Source organism: Streptomyces sp. NBC_00988, assembly GCF_045162645.1.
Lineage (GTDB): Bacteria > Actinomycetota > Actinomycetes > Streptomycetales > Streptomycetaceae > Streptomyces.
This window is the reverse complement of the sequence record NZ_CP108730.1, coordinates 4,260,506-4,286,922: the sequence shown is the minus strand read 5'-3', so window position 1 is coordinate 4,286,922 and position 26,417 is coordinate 4,260,506. Positions and strand designations below refer to the sequence as shown.

The window sequence follows — 26,417 nt, the reverse complement described above, 5'->3', positions numbered from 1 at the left end:
AGTCGATGCTCCGGAAGATATCCAGAAGGTCGGTCACCATCTGGATACCAAGACCGGAGACGGGGGACCCTCGATGACGCAACGGCCACCGCTGCCACCCGACTTGTTCGACGAGCTGTGCCCGTCCTCGCTGCTGCCTTTCCGCTTCGGTGACAAATGGGCACCCCTGGTCCTCCGCTGCCTGGAAGACGGCCCGCGCAGATACTCCGAACTCCGCGTGCCACTGGGCCGCGTCACCCCGAAGGCGCTCACCCAGTCGCTCCGCGGCTTGGAGCGGAACGGGTTCGTGTCACGCACGGTGCACGCCGACCCGAAACTGCGGGTGGAGTACGCGCTGACACCGCTGGGCCGCAGCACGCTGGAGCCGCTGGCCGCCGCGTGCCGATGGGCGTCCGAGCACTGGGACGAGCTGCTCGACGCACGCGAGGGCGGCTTGGGCGGCCTCTCCTCTATCGGCTGACTCGAAACCGCGTTGGCGCGGGTCGCGCCCGATGAGCCGCACCTCTGTGTTGTAGCGAGCTGGGACTACAGGGCCGGTGCGGCCGCCTCCGCAAGCATCGGTGGGTCTCTCTTCGCAGGCGACAAAAGCACCACCGATGCTTCCTTGCTGTCTGCCCCCAGGCCGGTCTGATTGCCATCGGTCACCCGCGCGAGCCACCTGGCTGACAGTTGATCAGAGCGGCAGGACTGTTCGGGTGGACCTGACTCAGCGGGCACGACCCGGCACCCGAAGTCGTCGGCATCGATCTCACCGGTGAACGCCCAGCCGGTCATGGCGCTTCTCCGGTTCGTGGGGTGGCTCTGAGGCGCTGGGATGGCGGGAGTACCGCCCGATGTGAGCGCCACGCGTCTCGCGCAGCATGTAGCGCAGTACGGGCCCCGCCTCCAGCAACTCGCTCCGCCGTCGCGACCTTTGGGTCTGCGTCGGCTTCTCCGTGAGCATGAACGCTCTGTTCCGGGCTTCCTTGTCGGCCGGAGTGACGGGCGTCAGCTCGTGGTGACCAGTTCGTCGAGTAGCTGCTCCAACAGATTGTTGTCACCGAGGAAGCTCTTCACCGAGGCGTCCTCGTTGCGTTGAGGGTCCATGCCCGACCAGTTCAGGGCGTATCCCGCGTCGGCGCCGAGTTGGACAAGGAACGCCCGCTGGGCACGGCCGTTGCCCTCGCGGAACGGGTGGAGGACGTTCAGGTCGCCGTACAACGTGGCCAGTTGGATGACGAATGCCTGCCGGAGGAGATTCTGCAGATGGCCGGCGGAGGCGAGACGGCCGAAGATCTCTCCGGCGTAGGGCACCAGGTTTCTTGCTGGGCAGAACGGTGTGCGCTTGGCGATGTTCACGGTGCGTAACTCGCCTGCCCACGGATAGATGTCACCGAAGATCGCGGCATGGAACGCTTGGAGATGGCCGAGGTCGTACGCGCCGGGTAGGGGGCGTTCGGCGAGCATGACGAGGCGCGCCCGGGTGATGTCCGCTCCCGCTGCCGCGAGCGGCTGATGCTCGGTGATGCCGAGCTTGTTGCGCAGTACGCCGTTGGGCATGGAGTACGGATCGTTCACCCGGCCCGCCGCCCCGAAGTCTGCTTGTGGCGGGCGATCGCGCGGGCGACAAGGGTGTCCGCGTCGAGGTCGCCCTTCACGTATGCCTCGGTGTCGCGGTCTGAGGCAGTGGAGGCCTGGAGCCCCTCGGCCTCAATGGAGCCGGTGGCCGAGGCGACGGCCGCACGCCTTGCCGCTCGGCCGCTCAGCGCCTCGAAGGCCTCGACGGACAGCAGGACACCCTGGGGCTTGCGGTGGGCACCGATCAGGACCGGGTCAGCATCCGCGCCGGACTCCGACAGGTCAGTCAGGATCCGCGACAGTCGCGCGCGCGCGTCGCTGACAGTCACGACCTCAGGAATCTCCATGCTGTCACCGTACCCATATAGAGGCCTGATTCTGTACAGATTCTAGTACGGATTCCGGTGAATGTCCCGCCTCGGGCGGCCCTGGAGGTATCCCCAACCCCGTCCCGGAGGCTGCCACCAGCCGAGACTGCGAGGTCCTCGCCGATGTCGGCGGTCATACCGCTCGCCTAGGTGGCCACCAGAACCCGCCTCTCCGAGAACGACGAAGCCCCCGTCCGGACCGCTCCGGCGCGGGGCGCCTCCCTGCGTAGCCATCAAGGTAGCCACGGAAACGTTCTCCCTGCAGGTTTGTGCACGTCATAGCGGTGCGGTGATTCCCCCCGGCGTACAGCCCGACTCGTCTGTCAACAGGGCTCTGACCTGGCCTTATGGGCCGGTCGGAGCCCTTTCCCGTGTCTGGGGGCTTCCCGCTTCTACCTGCGAGTTCCCGGGAGTTCCCGTGGAAGTGTGCACGCGTTGTGCACTGGAATGGCCGTCCTGGCGGTGGGTCTGATGAGTGATGCCGCCGACCCGCGGGAGGGAGCCACTGGCAGCCGAGGTTTCGATCTCGATACGTGGGTCCGTCCTCTGTGCTCTCGTGGTTGCCGGGGTTGCGGCCTACGCCTCGTACGTGCACCAGCGGGAGTTCGCATTGCAGGGCGGAGCGGACACGGTCAGCGCGTCGTTGTGGCCGCTGTCCGTGGACGGCCTCTTGCTCTTGGCTACGGTCGGCCTGCTAAGCCTTCCGCGACCCACACTCGCCGGGCGCGAGGTGCGGTGTGGTCGGCGTTCTTGCTGGGGATCGCGGTCTCGCTGGCTGCGAACGTCGCGGCAGCCCCGGCTTTGGAGTGGAAGCCAGTGTTGGTCGCTGGGTGGCCTCCGGTGGCACTGCTGTTGTCAGTAGAGCTGCTGGTGCACCGCCCGGATGGCATGCAGGGGGAGCGGGGAGGGCGAAGGGGGCAGGAGAAACGCGAGCAGCTGCACGATGACGACGACCCGTTGCTGGCGCAGGCTCGGCTGCTTGACGCCCGGCACCGGGAGCTTCACCAGCGCCCCGCGTCGGCCGAAACTCTGCGGAAGGAGTTGCGAGTTGGGGCCGGGCGATCGCGGCAACTGGCGGCTCTGGTGAGGAGGAACCGCAGCGCCGGGGCGGCCAGCGAGGCACCTGTGCCTGATCGGACACAGGGATCTCACCAGTAAGGCCTTGGTCGTACTTGCGCGACGCGCCACTCTCCGACGCTGCGTTCGCGGATGCTGTGTTTCCTGCACTGAGGTTCGAACCACTGAACGGGCCACCGGTGAGCGTCGGGTTCTCCGAACCCGGCTCAGGGGGGGCAGTCGATAGCGCGGGCGGCGTAGCAGATGCGTGGCGTCGCCCCTAGCGCGAGTGGGAATCTTGTCCTGCGGCTCTGGTCGGCATGCGCGTTTTGTGTGATGTGCGGGGCGCGTCGTGTACGAGCTGTGAACCGGCTGTGGCACGCTCGGTAGATCCTTCGCCTCTCCACGACCGGGAGTCGGCGACCGATGGCGTGAAGTGTCCAGGGGGACGTGATGGTGTTCAGGCAGGTACGTGTCGCAGTTGTGGTGGCTGCGGCTGCCGTCGGCCTTGCAGGCGCCGCTCCGGCAGACACCCCGAAACCTCAGGACTCCCAGGGCACGAAGGTCGGCTACTTCTCCTACGAGCCTTTGGCCGGGGACAACAAGACCGTGGGCTACTTCTCCGACCAGCCCTTGCCGGAAGGCGAGGTCACACCCGTGTCGCGGCTTCCGGGCGCCGTACAACGGCAGTTGGCGAGCGGTGGTGTCGTTGCGCCGCAGGCTGATACGCCTGATGGCTACAAGCTGCGCAAGGGCTCGCGCAGCACTGACTACGTGTACAAGTCGGCGGACGTGTACGCCATCGAAGCCAACTGCGATTCCAACGGGTGTCGCCCCGTTCAGCAGGTCAAGGTCGCCATCAAGGAGTACGTGCGCGGGCGAACCTCGAAGTACTGGGAGATCACCTTCTACGGCAGCCGCTGGACGGGGCCGTCCCATTTCCACATGGACTACTTCTACGAGTGCGGCGTCAACATCCCCAACGCCTCGGACGAGACCTGTTCGACGTGGAAGAGCGACGGAGCGCAGGGCCATGGTTCCGGTGTCGCCGTGAACAATCAGCAGATCGTGAAGAACTTCGGCCGCACAGCTGTGGTCACCAAGTTCCCTATGATCAATATGTTCGTGACCTTCGCCGACGGTTCGCACGCGGTCGGCGACGACGGGAAGTCCGGAGAGAAGTTCCGCGGCTGGGACGTCTGCGTGACCAACACGACCACCAAGCTGTGCCACAGTACCGGCGACGGCAGTTGAGCCGGTGTACAGCGGAGGACAGCGACAGTGAACTGGACTGAGTTGCGGGACCTGCTGGCCCGCTCGCCCAAGCCCCCCGTAGTGGGCCTTCACACCTCGATCCAGCCCCGGCGTGACAACGGCCACGGCTGGCCTCCCGCCAGTGTGGTCAGCACCTCCACACGCTTCGCCTACCGTCCTCCCCACGACTGGTTTCTCGACCACGGCAACGGAGACATCTCCCTCGACGTGCGCGAACCGGATGAGGGCCCCCGAGCGGAGGACGCGCCGCACGGGCTGGAATTCGGTGCGCAGTTCCCGTGGGACCTCGCCCCCGAGCCGGCCCGCCTGATCACCCCCGTGCCCGGCCCGGCACTGACAGAGGCGACGAGCCAGGGCGAGCCGACGGCGGTACGCCACGAAGGACGGGATGCCTGGGCGGTCACTCTGACCACTCCTTCCGTCCCCCACCCGCTGTACGTAGCCGTCGACGCCCGGACCGGCGTCCTTCTGGCGGCCGAGGTCAAAGAGGCCGGATACCGGGAAGAGCTGTCGGAGCTGGAGTTTCCCGGAGAGCTGCCGGACAGCCGCTTCCAGTGGAGCGATGCCATGGCAGAGGTGGAAGAAGCCCACCAGCATCGACGCGACGAACTCGCCGCGCACTACCGCGAAAAGGCGCTGCCCGTCCCGGCCTTCTGGCCCGGCGGCCGTGGCCACTTCGAACCGCACGTGTTCGACGGTGACCTCGCCACCGGCGTGCTCGCGATCGACCTGTACAACGACGGAGCACCGCAAGAGACGCCCGCCATGGCGGTGCTCATCAGGCAACAGGTGGACACCGCGCCCTTCGAGCCCGGCTGGGTCGCGGACCCACAAGCCTTCGTGCACCGGTGGCGGGACGGCAACTGGCAGTGGACGCTGGCCTTGTGGGGACAACCGCTGTCCCCCGAGCACCTGGAGCGCGTCAAGGGCTCCATGCCCGAAGGCTGAGAACGGCGACGGCACAAGTCACCGACCGTACGGAATCGCCTGTGCGATGACCTGGCCCCTATCGGCCCCGCCTCACCATCTGCTTGGAGTGGATCAACCGTAGCGATGAACGGACCCTCACTGAAGGCGCGTTGATCCGCCACGCAGCTGAACTACCTGCCGCGAGTGGTCCGATACCTGAACTGGCGCAGCGGAAGGGGAATCGACAGGCGGACCATGTTCTTGGGCGACCTGGCCCGGAGCGAGCGGCCTCGGCCGACGAGCGGCGAGCGGCGAGCAAGACGGGGGATGGTCTGTTGGGGGCGCCGGGATCAGGCCCCGTGCACGTCGTCAGCCCGTTGACCTGTACTCCGTCGTCGCCTCGGTGTTCGTCCGGGCGCCGGAACGTGGCTCGGGCGGCTAACGATGATCACATCGGTGATGCCGGAGAGCCTCAGGAGCGCGTTGCGGGTGGTGTCGTGTTCCTGGATGGAGCAGGACTCGTCGTAGATGAAGACGGTCATGTGCCGGTAAGCGGTGTTGTCGGAGAGGTAGCCGATGTAGTCCTCGAAGATCTCCTTCTCGAAGGTCTTGAAGTCTGCCGCTTTGCGTGCATATTTCACCTCGACAAGCAGCTCCAGCGAAGGGATTCCGAAGTCCGCCCGGTATGTGCTGTGGCCCATGCGTCGGAGGGTTTCTTCGTCGACGAGGTCGTCGAAGACCGGTCGGAGCATGAGCCAGAGGATGTTCTGGATTTCACGCTCGGACGTAATAGGCCACTTGATCGGCTTTTGGAGATCATCGGTGTCGTATCGCCACTGGCGCATCGCAGCTTCGAACCGTCGCAGGAGGGCTGAGACGTGGTCGTGGCTCAGGAGGATGTCGTCGACGCTGGCGGTGACTATTCGTGTGACTGCGTCGAGGAGCAGTGCCGCTCGTGGTGCACCAAGCTGTCCCATTTCCGTCAGGACGACGCCGCTGAGCAGTCGGGACCGCAGTTGCCTCAACTCGGCGGGGTCTATGTGCAGAGTGCCCTTCGCCGTGGCTGCCAGCCAGTGAAAGCAGGCGGCATCCACCAAGTCATGGATGGTCCGGGAGTCCACCCTCAAGTCGGGTGTGGTGCCGATGATTCGCCGGGCGTGTTCGTGGAACAGGCTGAGGAAGATGGGGGCGGTGCTGAGCCTCGGGTCTTGGAGTACCTCGGCCAGCCATGCGTGTGCCTGCGGGACGTCGTCGTGGGTGGCGTTGATGGCCAGGGCCAAGCCGATGATTTGCCGGGCGTCGTTGACGAAAGTAACTCCGTCAACCTGGAAGGGATTCTTCCGAGCGAGGGCTGGCAGGCCAGCAGTCAGGTACTCCCGGGCGGCTTGGGACGCAGTCGAGGGGAATGAGGTGAGGCCGTAGCCGAGGACTGCCAGGCCGTGAGAGTGGGCGAAGCGGTCCTCGTTGTCGGTGAGCCATGTCAGTTCCATCGGGTTGACATCCCAGTCGAAGCTCAAGTCGCGTCCGCCCAGGATGTGATGGGCGAGCAGGCCGTCAAGATTGCCAGGTGCGTTTGCTCGCCGGATGAGCCCTTCCAGGTGCGCGGTCTGTGCGGCTAGGAGGGTGCCAGTAGGTGCGGCTGAGTCGGACCCTTCCAACGCGGTCACAGGAACCACCTGCTGGAGCGCAACTTGGTGGTGACGGCATCGGCGTTCCAGTTCCGTACGTGGCGCAGATGCCCGAGAAGCTCGGCGATCAGGTCCGAGTACAAGATCGTCACTGGGGTGCGTGACGGGTACATGTTCCGCCATGACATCGACGTGAACCGGAACGCCTGCCCTCCCAGGTATTCGATGTCGGTGAAGGTCGACTGGGGGTGGAGCTTGAGCAGGAGCGGTTTGGGAACGCCGTGCAGGGCGCTCTTGAGGTCCATAGGGCCGCCAACGGCCACGAGCAGTTCGCGTTTGCCGATGGGTACGGCATGGCCGCGCTCCGGGACGTAGTGACCCTTCGTCCGACCGTCAGCTCCCCAGCTCGGAATCCCTGCGCTCGTGCGGTCGAACATCACCCAGTCGTGGTCGGTACTCACGTGCACGAACGCGAACTCGACTCTGGCATAGGTTTGGGTGAGACGCTGGACCAGTTCCTTGACCGCGGTGGCTTCAATGTCCTTGAGCGGTTTGAAAACGTGGAAGACGAGGCGTAGTTCGTCGCTTCTCTGCCAGGCGTTGCGATTCCTGATCGTGTCGATGCAGTCCGTCAGGGACCGCAGAAGTTCGCGAGGGTAGTCGTCGTAGTCAGCCTCCCGGGACGTATTCGAGAGGAGGTAGTTGCCGTCCGCGCTGAATACGGTGGTGATGCCAACCACCCGCTCGGGTGTGGTGAGTCGGGTCTCTTTGACGTGCGCGCTGCCGATCCCGATGACCAACTCGTGTGCCAGGGTGCGTGGGGCGGCGATCACGAAAGGAATTCCGCCCAACTTGGCGTAGCAGGCCAGGGCAATGCTGTTGAGTGGGTAGGCGAGTTTGCTCAGCCGAACTTTTCGATTCGTACCTCCTGGACGGGTACGCCCTGCCCCATGAAGGCTGATTTCGCCACGAGATACGGACTGTTGTCGCCCGTGCCCTCTCTGACAGCCTCGGCTGAGGCACCCGCTTTGTCGGGTTAGCCTGGATAGGCGAGACAGGAGTACAGCCCGGCATGGCCAGCACCACCCCCACCAGTTCCGGATCGGATCCGGCACCGCGTCCGAAGCGACGCACGTTCACCGCCGAGTACAAGCTGCGCATGGTCGCCGAGTACGACGCCGCCCCAGCAGGGGAGAAGGGCGCGGTCCTGCGCCGTGAGCGGCTGTATCACTCGCACATCATCGAGTGGCGCCAGGCCCGCGAGGCCGGTGCGCTCGGTGCGCTGACCGACCGGCGGACCTCGGCGGTGCGGCCGAAGAAGGCGGCCGAACAGGCCGAGCTGGAGCGGCTGCGCGCGAAGGTGGCGCGGCTGGAGAGGGACCTGGCCCGCCGCGATGCCGCGCTGGAGGTCATGGGAAAAGCCAACGCGCTCTTGGAACTGCTCTCCGAGAGCGCGGACTGAAGCATGCCGCCGACCCGGTCGTGGATGACGCGTTCACCGGTGTGCAGGGGCAGTTGGGCATTGCCGCTGCCTGCCGGCTGGCCGGACGCTCACGCGCCACCCACTATCGTCACCGGCATCCGGTGCCCCGGGTGCGCAGACCGCGCCCGACACCAGCCTCGGCTCTGTCGGCCGCCGAGCGGGCCCAGATCCTGGCCCTGCTCAACCGGGCCGAATACGCAGACCTGCCGCCGGCCCAGGTCTGGGCGCGTGAACTGGACGCCGGGCGCTACTGGTGCTCGGAGCGCACGATGTACCGCATCCTCGCGGCGGCCGGGCAGTCCGGCGAGCGCCGCCGTCAGGCCGCCCATCCCGCCAAGGTTGTCCCGCAGCTGCGGGCAGACGCCCCGTGCCAGGTCCTGACCTGGGACATCACCAAACTCCGTGGCCCCGACAAAGGCGAGTGGTACCACCTCTACGTGATCATCGACATCTTCAGCCGCTATATCTGCGGGTTCACCGTCGAGCGCGCCGAGTCCGCCGAGCGGGCACGTGAGTTGATACGCGAGACCATCGAGCGCAACGGGATCGTGCCCGAGACCGTGCATGCCGACCGCGGTACCTCGATGACCTCGAAGAAGGTCTCCCAGCTGCTGATCGACCTCGGGGTCACCCGGTCGCACTCACGCCCGAAGGTGTCTAACGACAATCCCTTCAGCGAGGCGAACTTCAAGACGATCAAGTACTGCGGCGAGTATCCGGAGTCCTTCAACTCCCTTGCCCACGCGAGGGAATGGTGCGAGGGCTTCATCTCGTACTACAACCACGAGCACCGTCATTCCGGCATCGGCCTGCACACCCCCGCCTCCGTCCACTTCGGCACCGCCGACCTGGTCCGTGAACAACGAGCCGCGACACTGGCCGAGGCATACGCCCGCCATCCCGCACGCTTCGCGCGCCGACCCGAACCACCCGCCATACCCGAGCAGGTCTGGATCAACGAACCGAAACAGGAAACAGAACCCGCCCGACAGAACACATAGCCTCAAACCGTCTCATTTGACTTGACAGCTTCGTGCGCCGTGGAAAGCGCTGTTTGACCGAGTGGAGGTGGAAGACCTGCGCCGCGAGCCCCGTCGCAGCGGGGCGAGCGTAGCTGACGGCAGCCTGAACCGAGAGGTGTCGGGGAGGGCGAGAGCAGCCGTGACAAAGCCGGGACGGCCCAGCACTGCCAGATGGGTCGGGTCCGGCGAGCGAGACGCAGAGGTGTACGCGAGGAACCGGCGTTTACGTCCCGTAATGAGTCACCGGCTCAAAAACCTGGTAGATCCGGGCCGGATGGCGGCGCGCAACCGCTTCCGTAGTCAGGAAGGCGGGGAACTTCCGGGCAGGTCTGGAGTTGCAGGCCCGGGAGGTCACGGTGAAAGTCTGCGGCGTAACCGTGGCGATGCCGCCGGGACAGAGTCGGGCACCTCCTGCGACGAACGGTCAGCAGTGAACACGGGAACCCTCCCGCATCCGCCACAAGTCCGCGACACCAGCGCGGAGTTCGAGGCTGGACCCACCGTCGGTCGACCGGTGTGGGAGGGGGCGGAGCCGCCGTAGTACTCGGAGCCGGGGAGAGCCCGGCGCAAGGGGAAGGGCGGCAGCAGTTCCATGAAGGGAAGGAGGCTGTAATGCCAGAAGACGCACCGCCGAACGGCGGCGCTTCGGAAGAAGATTCCCCGGTGGGGGCCTTCGGCCGGGTACTGGAGATGCAGGCCAAGCTTCACCGTTGGGCGGTGGCCGACCCCGGCCGCCGGTTCGACGACCTGTTCAACTTCGTTCACGACCCGGCGACGCTCATCGTGGCGTTCGACCGGGTCGCGGGCAACCAGGGAGCCCGGACCGCCGGCGTGGACGGCATGACCGTCGCCGACGTCGAGCGGGACATCGGGACACCCGGGTTCCTGGACGGTCTGCGCTCGGACGTGAAGTCCGGCGCGTTCCGGCCGCTGCCGGTGAGGGAGCGCAAGATCCCCAAGCCGGGCGGGGCCGGAAAGGTGAGAAGCCTCGGGATTCCTTCCGTGGCCGACCGCACCGTTCAGGCCGCACTGAAGCTGGTGCTCGAACCCATTTTCGAGGCCGACTTTCTGCCGGTCTCCTACGGGTTCCGGCCCAAGCGGCGGGCTCAGGACGCGATCGCGGAGATCCAGCGCTTCGGCTCCAAGGGATACCACTGGGTGCTGGACGCCGACATCGAAGCGGCCTTCGACAACGTCTCCCACTGCACCGTCATGGACGCCGTGCGGAAACGGGTCAAGGACAAGCGTGTTCTGGCGCTGGTCAAGGCGTTCCTCAAGTCGGGCATCCTCAGCGAGGACAGCCAGCGAAGGGACACCCACACCGGCACCCCGCAGGGCGGCATCCTCTCCCCGCTGATCTTCAACGTCGCGTTGTCGGCGCTCGACGAGCACCTGCACCGCGACTGGCTGCCCGGCGGGCGGATGGATGGCCAGTACCCGCGCCGCAAGCGCCGTCGGCACGGCCTGCCCAACTGGCGAATTGTCCGCTACGCGGACGATTTCGCGATCATGGTGCATGGCTCCGCAGAGGACGCGGCGGCCCTCCAGGACGAAGTAGCCTCCGTGCTCGAACTCTTGGGGCTGAGGCTGTCACCAGCCAAGACCCGAATCGTGCACATCGAGGACGGGGTCGACTTCCTCGGGTTCCGCATCCGGCGGCGCCGCAAGCGAGGAAGCAACAAGTGGTACGTCTACGCGTTCATCGCCGCGCGGCCCATCCGTTCGGTGAAGGACAAGATCCGTGCCCTGACCCGCAGGACGTCACAGGCTGACCCCAGGGACGTGCTGATCCGGCTCAACCAGATCATGCGCGGCTGGGCCAACTACTTCCGGCATGCCGTCGCGAAGCACACGTTCCGCATGCTCGGGGCCTTCCTCTGGCATCGCGTGATCATGTGGCTCAAGACGATGCACCGCTGGTCGTGGAAGGACGTCCGCAGTCGGCTCCTCGGCCCGCACGGGTCATGGCTGCCGATCACCGCGGACGGGGTCGAACTGATCAACCTGGCGCGGACACCGGCGATCACCCGGTACCGCTACCGGGGAGACACGATCCCCAGCCCCTGGCCCACAGCCTGACAATCAGCCCGATGGCAGGAACTGTGGAGAGCCCGGTACTCGGAGACGGGTACGCCGGGTTCGGAGAGCGGTCTGGAGAGACGGGCCGGTGGCAACACCGGAACCGCGCTTCAGGCCGACTCAACCGGCCGACCGGACACGGAACTGGGTATCGACCTGGACTGAGATCGACTGGCCACGATGGCGTCCTGTCTAAAGGTGCCGCCTTCAACCGATATGGCGAAGACCGCGTCGACGTCGTCCATGGCAAGTTCGCGCAGTTGGAGGCGCTGACTTGAAGGTTCCGCCGGGTCAGGTAGCCGTGCGCAGATTGTCGAACGCGGCACCCACACAATTCGGTCCGTACACGGCAAGTGCCCACAGAGCAGTGATCTTTGCTGCTCCGGTCCAGAGGTCCTCGGCGGCCACGGGCGGGCGGAACGCGCGAACGTTGAGTCGTCGCTCCATGAAGGGGCGAGAGTCTAGATAGCGCATGCCACCGGTGCCGCAGAGGTACGTGTTGGCACCGACGGCACTGGTGAGATCGACCAGACGCTCCGAGCGGTCCGAGGAAGCGATGAGGTCGCTACTGCGCACGACGGTGCCGCGCCAACCTAGGAGATTCAGCAGGGCACGGGTGGTGGCCTCTGCAACGGCTGCGGTGCTTGCTGTCTCCGTGAGGGTATGGGCGACGGGTTCGAGCGCGGCATGCAGCAACTGCCAGTGGGGGCTGGTGTGGTAGTACTGCGCGGGCAGTTGATCGAGGCGGCGCGTGGCCCGCTGCGGGTCGGCGAGTTGAGCATCCCGAATCAACGTTGCGCGGCCCTGCGGGAGATGGGTTTCAACAGATAGCCACTGTTGCTGCTGCGGGTTGTCGAGTGTGGCGAGGCGGGCGCGGTGCTGGTAGTCGCGGCGGACGAATTGGACGTCGTCGAGGACCACCCAGATGTCGGCCGCGTACAGCTTCGCCAGAGTGGAAAGGCGGGGAAGCAGGTTGGGCTGATGGATCGCGCACGAGCGCACGGGCCATGTGCGAGAGGGCGCGGCTGCACGGCTAAGCAGGTAGGAGCCAGCTGTCGTAGCCGCGGGTGCGGAGACGGTCGAAGGCATCGCGGACCCTTTCTGGGACGTGCTGCTCGATGGCGAACCCGCGCTTGGGGTACTTCAGCACCCGCTCCATATCGCCCATGAGCATGTCGATGAGCTGCTTCTCGTCGTCGTGGGTCGATACGTACTCATCGAACGACAACGGCTGGGAGGTGCAGACCGGCTCCACCTCAGGCCACTGCTTGCGGCATGTCGCGTAGGCCCGACGCTGCATGTAGGGCATGGAGATCAGCAACAGGGTGGTCACCGCGATGCCCGCGTTCTCCAGCACCTCGCGGGAGAAGCCGATGTTCTGGCCAGTGTTGGTGGCCTTCGGCTCCAGCAGAATCGTCTCCTCCGGCATTCCGAGGGAGAGCGCGTGTTCGCGGTAGTGGGTCGCCTCGCCTCGGGGAAACCGCTCCTTGGTGGCGGCGCTGGTATCGCCGGTGAAGACCACGACTGGGAACATGCCGGCGTGGTACAGGTCGGCGGTGGTGGTGGCCACACCGAGATCGAGGCTGCCGAGGGTGATTGCAGCGGAGCAGGGTCGCAACTCGTGCCCCACCTGGTGGAAGTCCCAGATGGCGCGGGCATCGGCCCGGTCAGCATCACTGATTGCGGCCCCAAGGCGGTCTGTCACGTGTACTCCTCGCTGTTACGAACGGTCTTGATGCTGCGTAGTTGATGTTTCAGGCCGTATCGGGTCGCGATGTCCGATGCCTGGTCGAGCACGGTGTACCCCGCGCTGCGGGTGGCCGGGTCTGTGAGCAGGACATGGGCATGCGCAGTCTCGATCTGGACGCGCTGGAGCGGGGTCTCGAAGCGGCCGTTGCTGCGGGCGGTATCGATGTAGGCCAGGGCCTGAGTGAGATCGCCAACACCACGATGGGCCAATGCGAGTTTCTGTTGGGCGGTCGCCCAGTCCTCCGGCTCGTCCAGTTCCTCGAACCACTCGGCTGCCCGCTGCATGACCTGGATGGCGAACTCGTTGCCGCCATCCTTGGCGAGGGCAGTGCCGATCCAAAGCAGGGCACGGGCGCGGTCGGCGGAGCCGAGCCTTTCGTCGTCCGTGAGTAGCTGGTAGCGGGTGGCTGCGGTGGTGTGGCGTCCGGCCATCTCGGTGACCACGGCCAGGGAGAGTTCGATCTGCGCGGCTCGGCGGGGGATGCCGAGTTCGGTGAACACATTGTGCGCGTCGGTGTACAGCCGCTTGGCGGTCATCAGGTCCTGAAGGGTGCCCTGGAGGCGCCGAAGGTCGCCGGACAGTACCAACGAACGCCCGTACAGATACAGACCCCGATGATCTAGGTTGTGGGGCTGGATGCGGCCGAGCCAGCGTTCCAGCAGGGTGGCAGCGAAGGCGAAGTCCTGACGATCGAGGCACACCACAATCCGCTCCAGGTCCTCGGCCCAGGTCTCTTGGTCGGCGATGGCGGGCGACTGCATTCCGTTTTGTCGCCGCCCCAGTGATCCCTGGGTGAGGAGTTGCTCGAAGCGGGCCTGAGCGGTGGCATCGGCGCGGGCGAGGGCTGTGTCGAGGATGGCCTGAGTGTCGGGATAGGGGCATGTATCCGTGCCGAACTTCTCCCACTTGGAGACGGTGCGGATGCCGACGCCGAGGTGCGCTGCGTAGGTACGCACGCTCATGCGCAGAGCCTGTCGCAGCAGACCGGCCTCGCGGCCGGTCCATCGCCTCACGCTCGCCACAGGGCGCCTCCCTCCTGGCGTCAATGGAAGCACGCACGGTAAGTGACGGGCCACGGAAGTGCCACAAAGGTGCAACGGCCGTTCATTCCCGCCGGACTGTAGGTGGGTCAGGCTCGATGAGTCCCATTCGCCCACCCCCGTTGTGGAGATCATCGCGTGGTCACCCTTACCGAGCGCCACTCGGTCCCGGGCCCGGACGTCTACGGCTTTCTGCGGCTGACTCAAACCACACGGGGCCGGCGCCGCGTCTTATCGGCGGTTGTGGACGAGTATTGCCGGGCTCACGAGTTGACGCTGGCCGCCCTATTCGTCGAGCACACCCCCATCGGCTTCTTCTCCCCGGCCTTCGTCGGGCTGCTCGACACCCTCGCCTTGCCAGAGGCATACGGCGTCGTCGTCCCCTCCCTCGGCCATCTCGGCCCCAGCCGTACGGCAGCCAAACGTGCACGGATCATCTGCGGCTTCGGCGCCCGACTGCTGCCGGTGCGCTTCCCGGCCTCGACCATTCAGGATGCTGACAGATGCCACTCATGAGCCTGCTCAACACCCCCAAGATCGCGCTACCCAACTGCCCTAACTCCCTCCAGGCCGTGGGAGTCATTGCTGGTCGTGCCCGCGCCAAATGTAATCGGGGCACGCGATCGACAGCCGATCGGAAAAACCTTGTGGGCGACCATGGGAGGGGGCGGTCGAGCATGGTGACCACGGTTTTTCCGTCCCCAATCCCGAGGTATGAGGAAGTCCGCCCGCCTCTGGTCTACACGAGGGTGTGGAAGAAGATGCTGGCGAGACTCCCCGTAACGGCTCGTCGCGTCGTGCGAGTAGCGACGTGCCCGTATGTAGCTCATGGGCGGACGGAGGGCTCGCCGTGACATCTTTGGCGGCCATCGCGCCAACGTGCCCCAGAACCCTTCTTCCTCTCCGCGTGTACCCCGGATTCAACATGTCCTTCGAGCGGGACGAGGGCTCCACGGGTGGCGTTATCGCCGATGCAGACCGGGCTGTGCCGGGTCGCGCGCGGGTTATCGTCCGGGCCGGGTTGCGGTATTGGGGCTGGCCGGGACTCATCGAGTCCGCCGATGTACTCGTCACCGAGCTGGTCACGAACGCCCTTGAGCATGGGATCGGTGATGTCGGGCTCCGTGTGTATCTCACCGACACGCACCTTCTGATCGAAGTGCGGGACGGCTCTCACCAACTCCCCGTACTGCGCAAGGCGGCTTCCGGCGACGAGAACGGCCGCGGCCTCTTCCTTGTCCGCGCCATCTCCGACGCCTGGGGCGTCAGCTCTGACGGCACGACGACCTGGTGCTCCCTCCCTCTTGCGAGAAGGAACGACGACATGGAACACGGTGGTGGCACTGTGATCCCCGATCTCGGGTGCGCGGAGACCAAGTGGGTTCGGAAAGAGGAGTTTCGGGCGACTCACCTCGCAGCGGGAAACGCCTACCGCTTCACCCGCGTCTACCTGGGCGCGTACCTGAATCCTGACGACGGCTTCGGGGACATCGAGGATCTGGCCACGATCGGGCGTGTGCTGATGGCCAACGCCGTTGCGCACACCCGCGTGCCCGAGTACGCCGTGATCACCATGCGGTGGGCGCTGCTCCAGACCGGCGAACTCGTCTTCCAGGTGCACGACAGCCGCACCGAATTCCCGGACTTCGACAAGGCCGTGAGCCGGGAACCGGCCGAGGGCGAGCGACCTCGTGGCCTGTGGACCGCCCGCCGGCTCGGAGCGGAAATCTCCTACGCCCCCACGCACGCGGGAAAGCTCGTCCAGGCCCTCATCGAGCCCCACGCACTGTCCGTCTGACCCCCGCCGAACCCCGTCCCCGTGACCGGCCGCCGGGGTGCCGTGCGCCGTGCCTCCCCCGTCGAGGCCCTCATCCCGGCGGCCAACTCCCCCCTGACCAACTCCCCTTGAGGTCCCGATGTCCCCATTAAGGGCGCTCGTGCCCGGTCCCAAGACGTTAGTCCCGCTCACCATCGGACGAGCGGGTGTGGTGGGATCCGCTTCGAAGTGCCCGCGCAGGTACGGGAAATGCCGATGAGCGGTGCTGTTCAGCCCCAGTTTCATCCGGCGGGATTCGACGGTGAGTTGCGGACGGCGCTCGATGACATGCGGGCTGGCCGGTGGCGGTCGACGTGCGAGCTGTTGAGGAACTGCCGCACATGGGGGGTGCGCACCTCGCGCAGCCAGGTCCTGGCGGCGGCGCTGGTTGCGGCTCAGGGGGACGCGGTCGAGGCGTGGTTGCAGGAGGAGCCGAGTGCCGACGCGTTGATGATGAGGGCGCGGGTGAGGGTGCAGCAGGCGCTGGGTGCGCGCCGCGCGGGGAAGCGCGGGGTGGGGTTGCTCGCGGATCGTGCCCGGGCGGCGTGCTTTGAGGCCGCGCGCTACGGGCCTGCTGATCCGGTGCCGTGGGTGTGTCTGGTGGCGCTGGCGCAGCTGGACTGGCCCGAGGAGGGGCGGCGGCGTCCCGAGCATCAGGCGCAGCCCCCGGAGTACATGCTGCCGTCCGGGCCGTGGGTTTTGCTGCACGAGGCCGACAAGCGTGATCCGGGCAGTCGCGAGGCGTGGCACCGCATGATCCAGGCCCTGCGGGCGTACGGAGCGAACCTCCACGACGTGGTCCAGTGGATCCGCTCGTGGGCGCCGGACGGATCGCCGCTGTTGCTGCTGCCGCTCTATGTGCATGCCGAGCACTATGCAACGGGGCGGGCCCGTGGCGCGCTCACCCCGTTGTACTGGACCAGCGACCCGATCTCCCACTACGCGTGGCGGGCGTTGGAGGGGTGGTTCTGGTACGCGGACCGGACTGAGTGGTCGGCGCAGGACCTGAACCACCTTGCGCAGGCGCTGTTCTCCACAGGCCTGTATGCGGAGGCCGCCCCGGTCTTCGAGGCGATCGGACCGTTCGTCACTCCGGAGCCGTGGAAATACATCGCCGAGGCGCCGGACCTGTGGCTGGAGCAGTTCGAACGCGCCCGCGACAAATGCCTTGCGGCTGCGGCGGGCGACACGCGATACGCGGCTCGACGCCGGTGACCGGCCACCGAAGCACCTGCCGGGCCCCGCCGTCCTGGCGCTCCCTCATCTCGCAGGCCATCGCCGGCCCCTGGTCGTTCCACCGTCCCCACCCCGTTTCCGGAGGTACTTCCGTTGTCTTCCCCAAGAACCCATCGCCGCGCCCCGAGCGATGAGGACACGTTGCGGCAGATGGGCTACAAGCCCCAACTGGCCCGCCGCATGGGCCCGTTCGGCAATTTCGCGCTCAGCTTCTCGATCATCTCGGTGCTCTCCGGGTGCATGACCCTGTTCGGGTTCGGGCTGATCACGGGCGGTCCCGCCGTCATGTTGTGGGGGTGGGTGGCGGTTGGTCTGACCGTGCTGTGTCTGGGTGCCGCGCTCGCCGAGGTCACCTCCGCCTACCCCGTCGCCGGAGCCCTCTTCTACATGGCCGGCAGACTCGGCGGCCCCAAGTGGGGCTTCTTCACCGGGTATCTCAACCTTTTGGGCCTGCTTGGCGGTATGGCCGGCGGCAGTTACGGCATGTCGCTGTTCGTCGGCGCCTGGCTCAACCTCGAGTGGGGCTTCACCCCCACCCCCGGACGGACGATGGCCATCTGCGGCGCCATCCTGCTCCTGCTCGCCGTCCTCAACCTGTTCGGGGTGCGGCTGGTGGCCGTGCTGAACTCGATCAGTGTGTGGTGGCACATCGGCGGCGTCGCGGCGATCGTCGGTGCCCTGGCCCTCGTGCCTTCCCAGCATCAGTCGGCAAGTTTCGTGTTCACCCACTTCGCCAACAGCACCGGGTGGGGCAACCCCCTCTACGTGATCGCGCTGGGGCTGCTGCTCGCGCAGTACACCTTCTGCGGCTACGACGCCTCCGCCCACCTCTCGGAGGAGACCACCAAGGCACAGACCTCGGCTCCCCAAGGCATCGTGTACTCCATCTTCTGGTCCTGGATCGTGGGCTTCGTCCTGCTCGCCGGGATGCTGTTCGCGATCCAGGACTACGCCGGCACCGTCGGCACCGCGACCGGGGTGCCGCCCGCGCAGATCTTCCTCGACGCCCTCGGCCTGACCGGCGCGAAGATCCTTCTGCTGGTCGTGATCGTCGCCCAGTTGTTCTGCGCGAACGCGGGCCTCGCCTCCGCCTCACGGATGGTGTTCGCGTTCTCCCGCGACGGCGCCCTGCCCTTCTCCACAACCTGGCAGCGGCTGAGCCCCCGCACCAAGACCCCGGTCCCGGCCGTGTGGTTGTCGGTAGTCGTCCCCTTCGTCCTGGCCCTGCCGTCGTTGTACTCGCTGACCGCGTACTACGCGGTCACCGCGATCAACGTCATCGGGATCACCCCCGCCTACGCCATCCCCGTCTTCCTGCGCCTTCGCGCCGGGAAACGCTTCACCCCGGGCCCCTGGCACCTCGGCCGCTGGAGCAAACCCATCGGCTGGATTGCCGTCACTTGGGTCGCCTTCATCACCGTGGTGTTCTGCCTCCCCCAGGTCTCCCCGGTCACCAAGGACTCCTTCAACTACGCCCCCGTCGCGCTCGCGGCCGTGCTGTTCCTGGCCACCATCGGGTGGATGACCCGCGGGCGACGCACCTACGGCATCCCCGAGTACGGCACCGAAGGCGAGCGCGCGCAGATGGCGGAGGACGTCGTATGACCGACAGCTCCCGCGACACCGCAGCCGACGGCCTCGCCCAGCATGAGGCCCCCGACTTCGAGACCTTGCGCCACCTGGTGAAGCACGACACGGTGAAAACCGTGTTGCTGGCCGTGCCCGACATGCAGGGGCGGCTGACGGGCAAGCGGTTCGACGCCGGCCACTTCATCGATCACGTCGTGCCCAAGGGCAGCGACATGTGCGCCTACATCCTGGCCACCGACGCCGAGATGCGCCCGCTCGACGGCTTCGCCCTGGCCTCCGCCGACACCGGCTGGGGCGACATGAGCGTGCTCCCCGACCCGGACGCCGTCTACCAGCTCGCCTGGATGAAACGCACCGCCCTGGTCTTCGCCGATGCCCTGGCCAACGACGGACAGCCCGTCAGCGTGGCACCCCGGCGAATCCTGATGCACCAGCTCGAACGGCTCGCCGCCCGCGGCATCACCGCCCAGGTCGGTCTGGAGACCGAGTTCGTGCTGAGCTACGCCGACACGGGCGAGACCGGGCGGCGCGGGGCGCAGCCGGTCGCGAAGCGCAATCTCGACTACGCGCTCGACCACCCGCCGGTGCTCACCCGCTACTTCGACGATCTGCAGGAATCCCTCGCCTCGATGGGCTGGCCCATCGAGGCGATCAAGACGGAAAGCGCCTTCGGGCAGGTGGAAGTCACCTTCCCCTACGGCGATCCGCTGCGCGCCGCCGACGTCCACCTCCTGTTCAAGCACGCGGCCCGCACTCTCGCCGAACAGGCCGGTCTCGTGGCGAACTTCATGGCCGCACCCCAGACCGGCACCGGCAGCGGCTGCCACATCCACTTCTCCCTCCTGGACCGTGACGGCGTACCGCTGTTCGCCGAAACCGACGGGCACATGCCGGACAAGGCACTCCACGCCATCGGCGGGCTGCTCGATGTCCTGCCGCACCTGGCCCTGCTGTATGCCCCAACTCCCAACTCCTACAGGCGTTTTGTGCCCGGAACGTTCGCCCCGACGACGCTCACGTGGGGCCGCGACAACCGCACCTGCGCCATCCGCGCCGTCGGCCACGGCGACGACCTCCACCTCGAAAACCGCCTCCCCGGCGCCGACACCAACCCCTACCTCGCGATCGCGGCCGTCATCGCCGCCGTGCTGGCCGGCCTCGACCACAAGCTCGACCCGCCCCCGCCGTACATCGGCAGCGCCTTCCAAGACGCCAAGGCACTGCCGGTGCACGGCTCGCTGGAGGAGGCGCTCGCCGCTCTCCGGGACTGCCCGCTGCCCGCGAAAGACCTCCTCACCCCGGAGGTGGCCGCGCACTACACGACCGCGGCCCGACACCAACTCGACCTCCACCGCACGACCGTGACCGACCTCGACTGGCGTCTGGGCCTGGGCCCGGCCTGAGAGCCCCCCGACCCCCGCGCGCGGCAGCCCCGTCATCGCCAACTGCCGCGCGCGGAACCGCACTTCGCCGCCGACAGCACAGCCCCCGCTGTGCCGTCGGTGACGGAGAGGCGGACCCCCTTCGTTCCCCGGGACCAGACGGTGGCCCGGGGGACGAAGGGCCAGACCGGCTACTGCTCGGCAGGCTGGCGTGGGAAACCACATGGCAGATCAAACCGCTGGAGCTGGAATTCGGTATTGATCCCGATGGGTCAAAACCACCTTCCGCACCCGGATTGCGGGAAATGAAAATGACCGCCCAACAGCAAGGAATCAGGCACCATGACGTATGCGGTACACCAGGAAGCCGGAGCACAGTTCGATGAACTCGGACGCCGAATAGAGGAGATGCTCCCGGAGGTTCTTCCCCTGGTGCGGTCGGTCACCTCTCTCCCGATGCCGGAGGTCCTCACCATCCGGCTCATGAAGGCCAAGGCGTGGCTGAAGCTGCGCCAGCGGGAAGAGAAGAAGTTCCTCGTCTCTGAGACCAGAGAACTCGAAGTCGGCCCGCAGACGGCGATGGTGGCCAACCGTGCGTTGAAGGACCGGCAGCGAAGCCGCGCAGCAGTGCAGGACATGATTGGCGCGCAGACGTTCCAGGACAGGCATGGCCGTCCGCACTCCTGCTCCTGCCGGAAACCCTGGCCAAGGCGGGTCTGCTCGTCGGCGACGACTTCTTGTGCAAGACACTGGGACACGAGTTGGTTCATGGTGCTCAGCACGAGGCCGGAAAGGGACGGCTGTTCACGCTGCAGGACAGTTTCTTCCCTCATCTGCGCCGGAGTCAGAATCTGCACTGGTCGTTCCTGATGGAAGGCCATGCCATTTGGGCGGACCGGCAGATCACCACACGGATTCTGGGCTATGAGGTGCCGCTCGGCCCGAATGAAAAGCACGCCGATCCGAAATATCTGGAAGCCCTATACCAGATCAAAGGGCGTGAAAAGTCTCTGCAGGTGTATGGCGATGGAGCCCGCGCGGTGGCCGATATCGTCCAAACACACGGACTTGAATCCTTCAACCGGCTCTGGTCGGACCCGGACCTCCTCCTCATTCCCACCTTCCACCAGGCCGAGAATCCGGCCGAATGGTGCGCTCGGTTCTCCACCGCCGATACCGGCAGCCGCAGTTGACCTGACGATGCCCCGCTTCGGAGCATCGCGCGCCGTGTCCTAACGGCGATGTGAACCCCCTTCGTTCCCCGGGACCAGACGGTGGCCCGGGGGCGAAGGGCCCCACGCAACCGACCAGACCGATCACTTCTCGACAGGATCATCTGTGACCGACACCCGCTTCACCGTGCTGGACGAGACCCAGCGCCATCCCGACCTGGCCAAATGGATCTCTCTGATCCTTCGCCAGGTGGCACCGACGGTGAACGAGATCACCGGCCTCCCGCTCCCGCCAAAGGTCCGCTTCCGCCTGGTGACACCGCAGGCGTGGCGGGAGGAGGCCCGCCAGGGCCAGCACCGCATCCTGGCCCGCGACATCGCCGATCTGGAGCTGACCCCAAAGGAGATCGGCGGCATCCGGGGCGGGCTGAAGGTCATGGGATTCGTCCCGGTGGTGGTCTGGCCCCTGGTGCTCGCCAGTACCCAGGAGGCCGAGGACGGGCACGACGAGACGATCGTCGCGCCCAGGGCCCTGCACCACGGCGGCCTATTGGTCGATGAGGCCGCTCTGCACCAGCTCCTCATCCATGAACTCGTCCACCAGATGCAAACTGGTGCCCGCGGCGGCGCCGTGTGGGCGACGTTCTTCCCTCAGAAACGGGGGATCGCAACACCGGGTGTCTCGACCGTTCTTGAAGGACACGCGGCCTGGGCCGATCAGCAGGTCACCGCCCGCCTGCTCGGCGCACCGGCCGATCACCGGCAAGCGCCGAAGTCGCTGCGCTACCGCCTGCACAACGCGCTCCCCGGCATCCGCCGCCTCGGCCCCAGCCGCGCAGCGTACGAACAGGGCTCCCGCCTCATCGGACAGGCCGTCACCGAAGGCGGCACCGACCTGGTCAACCAGATCCTGAAAGACGTGACCTACCTCCCCACCGAAGCGGAGATCACCGATCCCATGTCCTGGATCTACCGCATCGAGCGGGGGCTGCCCCGTGCGTGATCTCCTGTCTCGCCCAGCGAGTCTCGACGACGTAGGCCGCATGGAGCGCATCACCGGCGTCGTCCTGGACCTGCTGTTCGACCTGGCCCAGCAATCCGCCCGCTTCGGCTCCTGCCCGCAGCCGTGGGCATCACTCGCTGCCTACGACGCCGACGACTTCGCGTCCTTCACCGCTGGAGGGCCGGCATGAAGTCTCTCCACGTCGCACTGCTCGACTTGACAGACCGCCCCGCCCCCGAACCCTCCGAACAGACCGACGCGCCCGCCCGCCGTGTGGTGCGGCACGCGATCGGGCTGCTGCTCCTCGCCTGCTACTTCCCCCTGGCCGTCACGGCAGTGACCTCCGGCCACCTGTACGGCCTGTCGCTGTCGTTGACGACACAGACCAGATACGCGGTGATCTACGGCCAGTTCAGTGTCGCGACCATCGTGTTCTGGTGGCTGTGCTGGCTGGTCTTCACCCGGACCCTGCTCAGCCGGGTCACCCCCCGCCAGCGCCTCCTCCAGCGCGGCGCCGCCGTCCTGGCCGGAGCGGCGGGCATGTATTCAGCCGCGCCGTTCTCCATCGCGCTCGCACAGGTCGTCGGTCACGCCGTGTTCGACTGCGTCCTGGCGTGGCTGGCGCTCGAAGTGTGCCGGTCCCATCGTGTCTCCCTGCGAATCGCCCTGCCCCGTACGGCAGTTGAGCGTCTGCGTGACTGGCAGATCTCGATCACGGTCCTTTATGTATGCGTCGGCGTCGGCGGCGGCGTTCTCTCCTTCCTCCTGGTCCACCTCATCCGCTGGACCGGTGCCAGCGTGCCGGTCATGAAGGGCGGCCAGATGGCCACCCTCGGCGTCGACAACCTCGGGACCCTCGCCATCGGACTGGTGTCGACGGTGGCACTGGAAGACGTGATGATCGTCGCCACCACGACCGCCCTGATGACCGCAGTACGCCGGCCCGCATGGCAGATCTACACCCTGGTCTGCATACCCGAACTCCTCCTGCACGCCTACCTCGGGCTCCCCGCCATCGGCATGCTCGTGTTCGCCGCAGGCCGCGTCTGGCTGTACCGGCAGTACGGACGCCTTCTCCCCTTCATGGCCGCCCACTTCACCTTCGACCTCGTCGGCGGCGGCCTCATGCTCATGCAGGGACTCCCCTTCTGGTACCGGCCCGCCCTGGGTCTCCTCTTCAGCCTGGTCGTCTCGTGGGCCGAGAACCAGCTGAAGAAGGCGGCGAAGTCGGCTCGTGCGCATGCACAGCCCCCGCCCGTCACCCTCGACGGTGACCCGCCGAGGCCGACGGACCGTCCGGACCCGGTGAGTATCCAATGACCTCTACCTTCGTGCCGCGTGTGAGGTCCGGCCACCTCTACAGGCGGATGCGCACCGGTGACTGGGATGCCGACCAGGCCATCAACTCCGGCCCTGTGCCCGCCGAGTGTGAGTCTCTGCAGCAACAGACCGGAAGCACCACCGGCAGTCCACCACAACGCGTGAAGCCCGTTGGGCAACGCACGTGCTCCAGCCGGGATTCGAAGATCCACCTCGACCAAGGAGGAACCATGACCGCGCGAGACCACTTCACCGATCCGCCCCCACGCCGCCTCGGGGCGCTGGGCATCATCCGGACCTCCGCCGGTGCAGTACTGATGACCGAGAAGGGGCAGGACGCCCTCAGGGGCGTGGAGCGCAAGCCCTGGTTCCACCCGGGCGGCTGCGTGGAGGAGAACGAGCCGATCCTCGACGGCCTGGTACGCACCATCAGCGCGAAGCTCGGCATCACGCCGAAGCCGGGCCGCCTGCTGGCCGTGCACCACATGTACGACCAGCAGCACAAGACGCACCTGTCGAAGGAAGGAATCAACTTCCTCTTCGACTGCGGGGTCATCGACGAGGACACGCCATTCGTGTTCGGCGGCAGCATCCAGGGCGCGCGGTGGTTGCTTCCGGACGAGCTGGATGAGCACCTGACTCCGTTCACAGCAGCGCGTACGCACGCGGCGCTGCGGGCGCTGTCCGGCGGCGATGTAGAAGTGCTCGCCGGCCACCCCCTGTAGCGCCGGCCGACCGACGCTGATGGCCCCTGCCTCGGTGCCCGCTGCGTCAGGCGCAGTTGGCACCGCGGCAGGTCCGGACGTCCTCAACCAGCAAGTCACAGACGTCGCGGCTTGATAAACGGCCGCGCCGATGAACGGGCTGAACGACACCCCAAGAATCCCAAGAGAGAAGGAAACTCCGCGTGTTCATCGACATCCCGAGCGAACTCGAAACCGATCTGATCGACCGTCCCCTCCCGCCCTGGGAACTGGACGGTTCATTCCTGGCGCAGTCCAGCATGGAGGAGTACCGGACCCAGCTGACGGTCACCCCGCGGTTCGGGGAGATCGCCACGACGCTGCGCCACACGTTGACCGGTGCGGGCGGCGGGTACGTCGTGCTACGCCTGGGGAACCTCGCCAAGGCGCTGAGTGGCGTCCGGTTCCGGCGGTTGGTGACGGGCTTCGCCGCCGAGGTGGCGGTCCCCTTCTCGCCCTTCCCGCGATGGCCCCTGTGGAAGGACATCGGGGTCAAGGTCGACAAGGACCCCGGCAAGTCCAGCGGCATCGGGTACAACGCGTTCCACATGGACCTGGTGAACGGGACCCTGCCCCCGGACTACACCACGCTCTTGTGCGTTCGCTCCGACTCGCTCGGCGGCGGCCTGAGCATCCTCTCCGACGCTCACGCTGCGGTGTCGCGGCTCCCGGAGGCCAGCCGCGCCCTGCTGGCTGAGTCGGCCTACCACTACGGGACCTTTTTCGACCTGTTCGGCGTGGGCGAGGAGTACAAGCCGTTCCCGATCCTGGACGGCACCGCCCCGGGCGAGGGGTTCGTCCGCTTCACCGCCAAAATGCTGGAGCGGTCTCAGCTCAGCCCGGCGCACGCCGACGCCGCCAGGGAACTCGCTGAGGAACTTGTACGGGGCCAGGTCTCCTTCATGCTCCAGCCTGGGGACTACCTCATCGTGAACCAGCGCCGCTTCCTGCACGGGCGGGAGGCGCTCCACAGCGGTCAGGAGACCGTCCCGATCAACGATCGGCGGCTGCTCCTCCAGTTGTTCCTGCGTGCGAGGGCCGGCGACGGCTCGGCCGCGTAGCCGGAGGACAGTACCGGTGACCTACCGAGTCCCGCCTACGGTTCCAGCTCCAGAGCACGCGGCACGGCTCCAGGACGGGGATCGGTCGGGCGCCCCCGGAAACGGCCGCGCACAGGGTTCCTCGGGCCCGTGCTCGGAGCTAGATGCGCGAGTTGCGCAGCGACTGCAACACTGCCCCGGCCAGCGCCCGCGTCGCCCGCGGGACCGAGAGTTGCTCGTGTTCGCGGTACAGCGACCAGTTGTACTGCACGAGGGACATCTTGTTGGAGGACAGCGATCCCGCCTGGTGGGCCCGGTACACCGCAAGCGGCTCAGCCAGGCCCCGGGCGTCAGCGCCGTCCCGCATGATCGACAGCCAGAGCGCGTAGTCCTGGCGCTTGAGCATCTCCGGCATCAGCCTCGTGCCCAGGACATTGCGGTCGTACATGGCGGTGAGAGCACCGATGTGGTCCTGGACCAGCATCGCGCGGTAGTCGACGTGCGCCCGCGCACGGATCACCCGCCCGTTCGGGACCCATTCGGTGCTCTCGCCCTCGTGGTCGGCGTCCATCTTGAAGTACGAGGTGAACGTCAAAGGCGCATCACCTTCCGCGGCGAAGGCGACCTGCTTCTCGGTCTTCTCCGGGAGCCACATGTCGTCGCTGTCGAGAAAGGCGATGTAGTCCCCGCGAGCCCGCCCGATCGCGAGGTTGCGGGCCCGGGCCGCACCGCCCCGTTCAGGTGCCGACTGCGGCAGGACGCGCTCGTCCTGCTCGGCGAACTTACGGAGCAGGTCCATGGAGCCATCGGAGGACTGGTCGTCGGTGACCAGCAGCTCCAGGTCGCTGTGGGTCTGCGTGAGCACCGACCGGACCGCTGCGCTCAACGTCGCTGCCGAGTTGTACACGGGCATCACGACAGACACCAGGGGCACAGCGCATCTCCTTG

28 protein-coding genes are annotated in these 26,417 nt (G+C 66.8%); 18 read left to right on the top strand and 10 right to left on the bottom strand.

Translation table 11 applies throughout. From position 1 onward, the window contains the following. The first annotated feature begins 73 nt into the window (after positions 1 to 73). Complete coding sequence (locus tag OG496_RS19480; protein WP_405971778.1) at positions 74 to 460, top strand: winged helix-turn-helix transcriptional regulator; 387 nt, start codon at positions 74 to 76, stop codon at positions 458 to 460. A 527-nt stretch (positions 461 to 987) separates the two neighbouring features. Here the strand turns inward: OG496_RS19480 and OG496_RS19475 are convergent. Both OG496_RS19475 and OG496_RS19470 read right to left on the bottom strand, forming a co-directional pair. Next, positions 988 to 1,539 (bottom strand): Fic/DOC family protein, encoded by a 552-nt coding sequence (locus tag OG496_RS19475; protein ID WP_405971777.1) that lies wholly within the window; start codon positions 1,537 to 1,539, stop codon positions 988 to 990. A gap of 14 nt (positions 1,540 to 1,553) precedes the next feature. Then, positions 1,554 to 1,904 carry a type II toxin-antitoxin system Phd/YefM family antitoxin gene (locus OG496_RS19470; RefSeq protein WP_405971776.1) on the bottom strand — a complete coding sequence of 117 codons (351 nt, stop codon included), beginning with the start codon at positions 1,902 to 1,904 and terminating at the stop codon, positions 1,554 to 1,556. Between the two features lie 499 nt (positions 1,905 to 2,403). Between OG496_RS19470 and OG496_RS19465 the strand changes: the two genes are divergently transcribed. Next, the gene (locus OG496_RS19465; protein ID WP_405971775.1) at positions 2,404 to 2,787 is read left to right on the top strand and encodes a DUF2637 domain-containing protein; all 384 of its coding nucleotides are present in this window, start codon (positions 2,404 to 2,406) and stop codon (positions 2,785 to 2,787) included. On the opposite strand, the gene OG496_RS19460 is transcribed toward OG496_RS19465, so the two are convergent. Then, on the bottom strand, positions 2,781 to 2,996 hold the full coding sequence (locus OG496_RS19460) for a hypothetical protein (RefSeq protein WP_405971774.1): 216 nt from the start codon (positions 2,994 to 2,996) through the stop codon (positions 2,781 to 2,783). The genes OG496_RS19465 and OG496_RS19460 overlap by 7 nt on opposite strands. Before the next feature lie 438 nt (positions 2,997 to 3,434). Here OG496_RS19460 and OG496_RS19455 point away from each other — a divergent pair, with 438 nt between their 5' ends. Together OG496_RS19455 and OG496_RS19450 are read left to right on the top strand one after the other, a co-directional pair. Beyond that, positions 3,435 to 4,235 (top strand): hypothetical protein, encoded by an 801-nt coding sequence (locus OG496_RS19455; protein WP_405971773.1) that lies wholly within the window; start codon positions 3,435 to 3,437, stop codon positions 4,233 to 4,235. A 27-nt stretch (positions 4,236 to 4,262) separates the two neighbouring features. Then, positions 4,263 to 5,204 carry a hypothetical protein gene (locus OG496_RS19450; RefSeq protein ID WP_405971772.1) on the top strand — a complete coding sequence of 314 codons (942 nt, stop codon included), beginning with the start codon at positions 4,263 to 4,265 and terminating at the stop codon, positions 5,202 to 5,204. Positions 5,205 to 5,515: 311 nt separating this feature from the next. Here OG496_RS19450 and OG496_RS19445 read toward each other — a convergent pair whose 3' ends face one another. Both OG496_RS19445 and OG496_RS19440 read right to left on the bottom strand, forming a co-directional pair. After that, positions 5,516 to 6,832, bottom strand: a complete 1,317-nt coding sequence (locus OG496_RS19445) for a hypothetical protein (protein ID WP_405971771.1) — start codon at positions 6,830 to 6,832, stop codon at positions 5,516 to 5,518. Further along, complete coding sequence (locus OG496_RS19440) at positions 6,829 to 7,626, bottom strand: hypothetical protein (RefSeq protein ID WP_405971770.1); 798 nt, start codon at positions 7,624 to 7,626, stop codon at positions 6,829 to 6,831. Before OG496_RS19440 ends, OG496_RS19445 begins: the two co-directional genes overlap by 4 nt. A gap of 239 nt (positions 7,627 to 7,865) precedes the next feature. Between OG496_RS19440 and OG496_RS19435 the strand changes: the two genes are divergently transcribed. The 3 genes from OG496_RS19435 to ltrA all read left to right on the top strand — a co-directional run bounded on the left by OG496_RS19435 (position 7,866) and on the right by ltrA (position 11,377). Next, positions 7,866 to 8,255, top strand: a complete 390-nt coding sequence (locus OG496_RS19435) for a transposase (RefSeq protein ID WP_405971769.1) — start codon at positions 7,866 to 7,868, stop codon at positions 8,253 to 8,255. Between the two features lie 20 nt (positions 8,256 to 8,275). Next, a complete protein-coding gene (locus OG496_RS19430; protein WP_405971768.1) occupies positions 8,276 to 9,277 on the top strand; it encodes an IS3 family transposase in 1,002 nt (333 codons plus the stop codon). Positions 9,278 to 9,910: 633 nt separating this feature from the next. Further along, positions 9,911 to 11,377: a group II intron reverse transcriptase/maturase gene (gene ltrA / locus OG496_RS19425; RefSeq protein WP_405970603.1), complete on the top strand. Its 1,467-nt coding sequence runs from the start codon at positions 9,911 to 9,913 to the stop codon at positions 11,375 to 11,377. Between the two features lie 291 nt (positions 11,378 to 11,668). On the opposite strand, the gene OG496_RS19420 is transcribed toward ltrA, so the two are convergent. Genes OG496_RS19420 through OG496_RS19410 form a run of 3 tightly spaced genes read right to left on the bottom strand, consistent with a single transcriptional unit; the run spans position 11,669 to position 14,089 of the window. Continuing rightward, complete coding sequence (locus OG496_RS19420; protein ID WP_405971767.1) at positions 11,669 to 12,379, bottom strand: WbqC family protein; 711 nt, start codon at positions 12,377 to 12,379, stop codon at positions 11,669 to 11,671. A 31-nt stretch (positions 12,380 to 12,410) separates the two neighbouring features. Further along, entirely contained in the window at positions 12,411 to 13,082 is a 672-nt protein-coding gene (locus tag OG496_RS19415; protein WP_405971766.1) for a YdcF family protein, read from the bottom strand. Beyond that, the gene (locus tag OG496_RS19410; RefSeq protein ID WP_405971765.1) at positions 13,079 to 14,089 is read right to left on the bottom strand and encodes a hypothetical protein; all 1,011 of its coding nucleotides are present in this window, start codon (positions 14,087 to 14,089) and stop codon (positions 13,079 to 13,081) included. The genes OG496_RS19415 and OG496_RS19410 overlap by 4 nt, the downstream gene beginning before the upstream one ends. Before the next feature lie 216 nt (positions 14,090 to 14,305). Between OG496_RS19410 and OG496_RS19405 the strand changes: the two genes are divergently transcribed. From OG496_RS19405 to OG496_RS19385, 5 genes are all read left to right on the top strand, one after another. Continuing rightward, complete coding sequence (locus OG496_RS19405) at positions 14,306 to 14,683, top strand: hypothetical protein (RefSeq protein ID WP_405971764.1); 378 nt, start codon at positions 14,306 to 14,308, stop codon at positions 14,681 to 14,683. A gap of 409 nt (positions 14,684 to 15,092) precedes the next feature. Further along, on the top strand, positions 15,093 to 15,965 hold the full coding sequence (locus OG496_RS19400; protein WP_405971763.1) for an ATP-binding protein: 873 nt from the start codon (positions 15,093 to 15,095) through the stop codon (positions 15,963 to 15,965). Between the two features lie 207 nt (positions 15,966 to 16,172). Beyond that, positions 16,173 to 17,198: a hypothetical protein gene (locus OG496_RS19395; RefSeq protein ID WP_405971762.1), complete on the top strand. Its 1,026-nt coding sequence runs from the start codon at positions 16,173 to 16,175 to the stop codon at positions 17,196 to 17,198. Between the two features lie 171 nt (positions 17,199 to 17,369). Further along, a complete protein-coding gene (locus OG496_RS19390) occupies positions 17,370 to 18,824 on the top strand; it encodes an amino acid permease (RefSeq protein WP_405971761.1) in 1,455 nt (484 codons plus the stop codon). Then, the gene (locus OG496_RS19385) at positions 18,821 to 20,212 is read left to right on the top strand and encodes a glutamine synthetase family protein (RefSeq protein WP_405971760.1); all 1,392 of its coding nucleotides are present in this window, start codon (positions 18,821 to 18,823) and stop codon (positions 20,210 to 20,212) included. The genes OG496_RS19390 and OG496_RS19385 overlap by 4 nt, the downstream gene beginning before the upstream one ends. 312 nt (positions 20,213 to 20,524) lie before the next feature. On the opposite strand, the gene OG496_RS19380 is transcribed toward OG496_RS19385, so the two are convergent. Next, on the bottom strand, positions 20,525 to 20,860 hold the full coding sequence (locus OG496_RS19380; protein ID WP_405971759.1) for a hypothetical protein: 336 nt from the start codon (positions 20,858 to 20,860) through the stop codon (positions 20,525 to 20,527). A 68-nt stretch (positions 20,861 to 20,928) separates the two neighbouring features. On the opposite strand from OG496_RS19380, the gene OG496_RS19375 reads away from it, so the two are divergent. From OG496_RS19375 to OG496_RS19350, 6 genes are all read left to right on the top strand, one after another. Further along, positions 20,929 to 21,384 carry a zinc-dependent metalloprotease gene (locus OG496_RS19375; RefSeq protein ID WP_405971758.1) on the top strand — a complete coding sequence of 152 codons (456 nt, stop codon included), beginning with the start codon at positions 20,929 to 20,931 and terminating at the stop codon, positions 21,382 to 21,384. Between the two features lie 145 nt (positions 21,385 to 21,529). Next, positions 21,530 to 22,366, top strand: a complete 837-nt coding sequence (locus OG496_RS19370; protein ID WP_405971757.1) for a hypothetical protein — start codon at positions 21,530 to 21,532, stop codon at positions 22,364 to 22,366. Positions 22,367 to 22,406: 40 nt separating this feature from the next. Then, entirely contained in the window at positions 22,407 to 22,556 is a 150-nt protein-coding gene (locus OG496_RS19365) for a hypothetical protein (RefSeq protein ID WP_405971756.1), read from the top strand. Next, entirely contained in the window at positions 22,553 to 23,686 is a 1,134-nt protein-coding gene (locus tag OG496_RS19360; protein WP_405971755.1) for a hypothetical protein, read from the top strand. The genes OG496_RS19365 and OG496_RS19360 overlap by 4 nt, the downstream gene beginning before the upstream one ends. 230 nt (positions 23,687 to 23,916) lie before the next feature. After that, positions 23,917 to 24,411, top strand: a complete 495-nt coding sequence (locus OG496_RS19355; RefSeq protein ID WP_405971754.1) for an NUDIX domain-containing protein — start codon at positions 23,917 to 23,919, stop codon at positions 24,409 to 24,411. 182 nt (positions 24,412 to 24,593) lie between these two features. Further along, complete coding sequence (locus tag OG496_RS19350; RefSeq protein ID WP_405971753.1) at positions 24,594 to 25,490, top strand: TauD/TfdA family dioxygenase; 897 nt, start codon at positions 24,594 to 24,596, stop codon at positions 25,488 to 25,490. A gap of 139 nt (positions 25,491 to 25,629) precedes the next feature. Here the strand turns inward: OG496_RS19350 and OG496_RS19345 are convergent, their stop codons facing one another. Continuing rightward, positions 25,630 to 26,403 carry a glycosyltransferase family 2 protein gene (locus OG496_RS19345; RefSeq protein WP_405971752.1) on the bottom strand — a complete coding sequence of 258 codons (774 nt, stop codon included), beginning with the start codon at positions 26,401 to 26,403 and terminating at the stop codon, positions 25,630 to 25,632. Between the last annotated feature and the right edge of the window lie 14 nt (positions 26,404 to 26,417).

Bases quoted from the DNA above. Each gene is read 5' to 3' on its own strand.
- OG496_RS19465 (WP_405971775.1), top strand. From the start codon at position 2,404: ATGCCGCCGACCCGCGGGAGGGAGCCACTGGCAGCCGAGGTTTCGATC.
- OG496_RS19355 (WP_405971754.1), top strand. From the start codon at position 23,917: ATGACCGCGCGAGACCACTTCACCGATCCGCCCCCACGCCGCCTCGGG.
- OG496_RS19470 (WP_405971776.1), bottom strand. From the start codon at position 1,904: ATGGAGATTCCTGAGGTCGTGACTGTCAGCGACGCGCGCGCGCGACTG.
- OG496_RS19435 (WP_405971769.1), top strand. From the start codon at position 7,866: ATGGCCAGCACCACCCCCACCAGTTCCGGATCGGATCCGGCACCGCGT.
- OG496_RS19475 (WP_405971777.1), bottom strand. From the start codon at position 1,539: ATGCCCAACGGCGTACTGCGCAACAAGCTCGGCATCACCGAGCATCAG.
- OG496_RS19360 (WP_405971755.1), top strand. From the start codon at position 22,553: ATGAAGTCTCTCCACGTCGCACTGCTCGACTTGACAGACCGCCCCGCC.
- OG496_RS19480 (WP_405971778.1), top strand. From the start codon at position 74: ATGACGCAACGGCCACCGCTGCCACCCGACTTGTTCGACGAGCTGTGC.
- OG496_RS19380 (WP_405971759.1), bottom strand. From the start codon at position 20,860: ATGCCTGTCCTGGAACGTCTGCGCGCCAATCATGTCCTGCACTGCTGC.
- OG496_RS19390 (WP_405971761.1), top strand. From the start codon at position 17,370: ATGGGCTACAAGCCCCAACTGGCCCGCCGCATGGGCCCGTTCGGCAAT.
- OG496_RS19400 (WP_405971763.1), top strand. From the start codon at position 15,093: ATGTCCTTCGAGCGGGACGAGGGCTCCACGGGTGGCGTTATCGCCGAT.
- ltrA (WP_405970603.1), top strand. From the start codon at position 9,911: ATGCCAGAAGACGCACCGCCGAACGGCGGCGCTTCGGAAGAAGATTCC.
- OG496_RS19365 (WP_405971756.1), top strand. From the start codon at position 22,407: ATGGAGCGCATCACCGGCGTCGTCCTGGACCTGCTGTTCGACCTGGCC.
- OG496_RS19410 (WP_405971765.1), bottom strand. From the start codon at position 14,089: ATGAGCGTGCGTACCTACGCAGCGCACCTCGGCGTCGGCATCCGCACC.
- OG496_RS19385 (WP_405971760.1), top strand. From the start codon at position 18,821: ATGACCGACAGCTCCCGCGACACCGCAGCCGACGGCCTCGCCCAGCAT.
- OG496_RS19455 (WP_405971773.1), top strand. From the start codon at position 3,435: ATGGTGTTCAGGCAGGTACGTGTCGCAGTTGTGGTGGCTGCGGCTGCC.